Here is a 4,513-nt window from a genome sequence, read left to right as displayed (position 1 = left end):
GTACATAGGTTATGGCCCAAACTAAGGAAGCATTTATGGGGCTAAAAAACGGAGTGTAACAAGTTTCATAAAAGCGCACCAATAATCCTGTTTTTGTACCATCAGGTTTGGTAATCTGGATCAGGTTTAATATCCGCGGCATTAGGCCTGCTAAGAAAAAGACTGTTATGGCATTTACACCATAAACAACAAAAGGAGTGGTGAATTTTTTGTAACCCTGAACATCGATGATCCAGTAACAAAGTGCCATTCCTATCGACGCCAATCCACCCGCATAAAGTACGTAAGAACTTGTCCAAAGGGCTTTGTTGATCGGAAACTGTAAATCCCAAAGTAAACCTAAAATAACAGCGGTTACACCTGTAGTAAATAACCAGGCCACCTTAGTTGCATTGTCGACATCTTTTCTGCGCATCCAAACGCCAACCAGAATGCCAAATAAGCAGGTTCCTACTGCTGGTAATGTGCTCAAAACCCCTTCCGGATCCCAGGTTTTGGATGAAGCCCAGGTATGTGCTTCGGTTAAAATTCCGCGGTCGATCCAGGCAGCTAAATTCGTTTCTTTTTCCAGGTTGGGATAGCCTACTCCCGGTACAGGAATAAATGTCATTAAGGCCCAATAAAGGGCAAGGATTACGATTAAGATTTTGAATATGGTTTTGTTCGATACTTTGATGAAAATGATACTGCTAATGATAAAAACAATGCCTATTCTTTGTAAAACGCCTAAAAGACGAACCGTTTGAAAAGCCTCCCAAATTGATCTGTCATCTATTATGGTACTGATAATTTTTCCGAAAATGGCCAAAAAGAAACCGAGTAAATAAAGTATAATGCCACGTTTAATGGCTTTTATGATTGTTTTTTGATKTGAAGGTGGATCTGTTTTGCTGCTGCTCATGGCAAATGCAATGGATACACCAACAATCCACAAGAAAAATGGGAAAATTAAATCGGTGGGGGTACATCCATTCCATTCCGCATGCTCTAAAGGCGCGTAAATATGCCCCCAGCTGCCCGGATTATTCACTAAGATCATTGCGGCTACGGTTAATCCCCTGAAAAAATCAAGAGATAACAATCGTTGTTTAGGTTCGGTCATGATTAGCTTGTTTGGGTTCAGCAAACTAATTTAGAGTATTGTTTTTAGAATGAGAAATAAATCGGTTTACTTCCCGAAGTCTTTCTGCACTCTTGTCCTTTTGAGACTTCGCAGGTTGGGCAAAAAAAATCCTGCTTTGAGTTAACAAGGCAGGATCAATATTTATTTTAACACTAGTTAATCCACAAATTTCCAGCGTACAAAAGCTTCCATTGCTTCATATTCTGCAAGTCCAAGTTCGTCGTAGGCTTTTGCAGTATCACGGTTACGGTCTTCGGCACGCTGCCAGAACTCTCTAGCATCGTCACCAGGGAAAACTGCTCTGTCTTTTTGGCTCTGGTGTTTGAAAATCGCATATTTTTTACGCTCAAGCTCTTGTGGAGAAATAGGAACAGCCATTTCGATTTCATATGTTTCAAATTCGTGCCATGCACCGCGGTACATCCACAACCAGCAATCTTGTGCCCAAGCTTCGGTTTTGCGTAAACGTTTTAATGCTTCTAAAATAATATTAAAACAAACAATATGCGTTCCATGCGGATCTTCAAAATCGCCTGCCGCGTACACCTGTTGAGGCTTAACTTTTTGCAATAGTGCTATTGTAAGCTCGATATCAGCATCCGTTACCGGGTTTTTCTGAACCTTACCGCTTTCGTAAAAAGGAAGCGCCTGAAAGTGGATATGGTCATCTTCAAGACCGCAATATCTTGCGCCGGCAATTGCCTCGCCTTTTCTGATCAATCCTTTAACCGTTTGGATCTCTGGCGTATCTATCTGGTTTGGTTGTTTCTGCTCAATAAAGGTTCTCATTTTATTGTAGAGATCCTTCAAATGTGTATTGTCCATACCCATTTTCTCTGTAAAATCTACATTGAACTCAACAAAACGAAGTGCATCATCATCCCAAACCGCGGTATTACCTGAGGTTTGGTAAGCTACGTGTACATCATGCCCTTGATCAACCAGACGAAGAAAAGTACCGCCCATCGAGATCACATCATCATCAGGGTGCGGTGAGAAAATAATTATTCTCTTTTTAGCAGGTTCAGCTCTTTCCGGACGCTGCGAATCATCAGCATTCGGTTTACCTCCTGGCCAACCTGTAATGGTGTGCTGTAATTTATTAAAGATGTGGATGTTGATATTGTATACTGGTCCTTTTTCAGTAGCCAGTTGCGCCATACCATTATTGTTGTAATCGTCTTCGGTTAACTTTAAGATCGGTTTTTTCAAGGTATTGGCCAGCCAGATCACCGCTTTACGGATCAGAGCATCTGTCCAAACACAGTCTTTAACCAACCATGGGGTGTCAAAACGGGTCAGTTCTGAAGCTGCAGGTGCATCAAGGATAAACTCCACATGGTCAGAAAGCTGTAGGTACGTTGCCGGAACATCGCCCGAAATTTCACCTTCAACAGCTTTTTTGATAATCGAAGCTTTTTTACGGCTCCAGGCCATCAATATAATTTCCCTTGCTTTGAAAATTGTACCTATACCCATGGTAATGGCCTTAGTAGGTACGAAGGTTTTTCCGCCGAAATCGCGTGYGGCATCGCGGCGGGTAAGGTCATCTAAAGTAACTAAACGTGTACCAGAATTTGGTGCAGATCCCGGCTCGTTAAATCCGATGTGACCTGTACGGCCGATACCTAAAATCTGGATATCAAGACCACCAAGATCACCTATTTTCTTTTCATACTCTAAGCAGAATGCAGGAATATCTTCCAGCGCAAGTGTGCCATCAGGGATGTGAACATTTTTCTTATCAATGTCGATATGATTGAAAAGGTTTTCGTTCATAAACGTAACATAACTTTGTGCCGCTGTTGGCGCCATTGGATAATATTCATCCAAGTTGAAAGTAATTACGTTTTTAAAACTCAAGCCCTCTTCTTTGTGCAGTCTAACCAATTCGGCATAAACTGCAATTGGGGTAACACCTGTTGCTAAGCCCAGTACTGCAGGTGTGTTGCTTGCTTGTTTAGATTTAATGAGCTCGGCAATGCGGTGTGCAACATTAATTGAAGCAATTTTTGGATTTTCGAACACGCTTACCGGTAATTTCTCGAAACGTGTCTCCTCCAGTAGATTTAATCTAGCCATTTTTTTTATATGGATTTTAATGTACGGAGCAGTAAATATAGAGAGTTATGCCCAATTTGTAACAAAGGTTATTTACTTTTATTGCAAGTATTTATATAAAATTCGATTAGAGGGGCAGACAAACGTTTGATCTTTTTAAGATAAAAAAGCAATATGAACACACAGATTGAAAAGTTGTATTCGAAAGCAGGGAAATCGGAACGTTTAATTATAGGATTGATGAGTGGAACATCAATGGATGGACTGGATATTGCGCTCTGTTTGGTAAAGGGAAGCGGTGCTGAGACGGATATCCGGATTTTAAAATTTAAAACAGGCGATTATACCGATGATTTTAGGGCCAAAATAAAAGCCATTTTCTCTAAAAAAGAAGTCGATTTACAATTGGTGTGCTTAATGAATGAGCATATTGCAAATACCCATGCCCAACTAATAAATGAAGCCCTGGAAGAATGGGGCTATAAAAATGAGGATATAGATTTTATAGCCAGCCACGGACAAACCATATTTCATGCACCAAAATCGTTGCATCAAATGACCGATTATCCTAATGGTACATTACAAATAGGTGACGGTGATCATATTGCGCTAAAAACCGGGATTATCACACTGTCTGACTTTAGACAAAAACACTTAGCCGCTGGCGGGGAAGGCGCCCCCTTAGCGGTCTATGGCGATTATTTAATATTTTCGAAAGCTGGCGAAGATCGGGTAATGTTAAATATAGGCGGCATAGCAAATTTCACCTATTTGCCAGGCAGTACGGATGCCAGTGAAATTTTTTCGACGGATGTTGGCCCTGGAAATACTTTGATGGACCAGTATATGCAGAAACATTTTAATCAATTTTATGATAAAAATGCAGCTGTTGCCTTGGCTGGCGAATCTAATCCCAGTCTATTGTCTGCGTTATTAAATTGCAGCTTTTTTGATCTGGATTTTCCTAAAACCACAGGACCAGAATTGTTTAATCTGGAGTATTTGACAAACGCTCAAGAAGAGTCTTTAACAATAGATTTAAGTAGGGAAGATGTAATGGCTACCTTATGTCATTTTTCTGCRGAAACTATTACTAATGCAATTAAGCGTTGCTTTGGCGAAGATGCTAAAGCACAGGTTTTTATGAGTGGCGGCGGAATGCATAACCCTTTGATTGTACAACTTCTTAAAAGCAAGTTACCTTTTTGCAAATTCCTAACCACTGAAGACTTAAAAATTGATCCCGATGCAAAAGAGGCTGTTTTGTTTGCTGTTTTGGCCAACGAAACACTCTGTGGCAAACCGATAAACTTTGGTGATAGGCAAGGC

General features: G+C 40.6%; 3 protein-coding genes. 1 reads left to right on the top strand and 2 read right to left on the bottom strand.

Annotated features, from left to right (window positions below; genetic code table 11):
- Nucleotides 1-1,102, bottom strand: a 1,102-nt coding sequence (locus AC1DPQ_RS18790) for an acyltransferase family protein (protein ID WP_477610518.1), incomplete at its 3' end; no start/stop codon positions are given.
- A gap of 177 nt (nucleotides 1,103-1,279) precedes the next feature.
- Complete coding sequence (gene nagB, locus AC1DPQ_RS18785) at nucleotides 1,280-3,205, bottom strand: glucosamine-6-phosphate deaminase (RefSeq protein ID WP_477610517.1); 1,926 nt, start codon at nucleotides 3,203-3,205, stop codon at nucleotides 1,280-1,282.
- Between the two features lie 153 nt (nucleotides 3,206-3,358).
- On the opposite strand from nagB, the gene AC1DPQ_RS18780 reads away from it, so the two are divergent.
- The coding region (locus tag AC1DPQ_RS18780) for an anhydro-N-acetylmuramic acid kinase (protein WP_477610516.1) at nucleotides 3,359-4,513 on the top strand (1,155 nt) is incomplete at its 3' end.

Source organism: Pedobacter sp. 01T416_2 (genome assembly GCF_056398925.1).
Note: the sequence above shows the minus strand (reverse complement) of the source record. Positions and strands in the feature narration are given on the sequence as shown.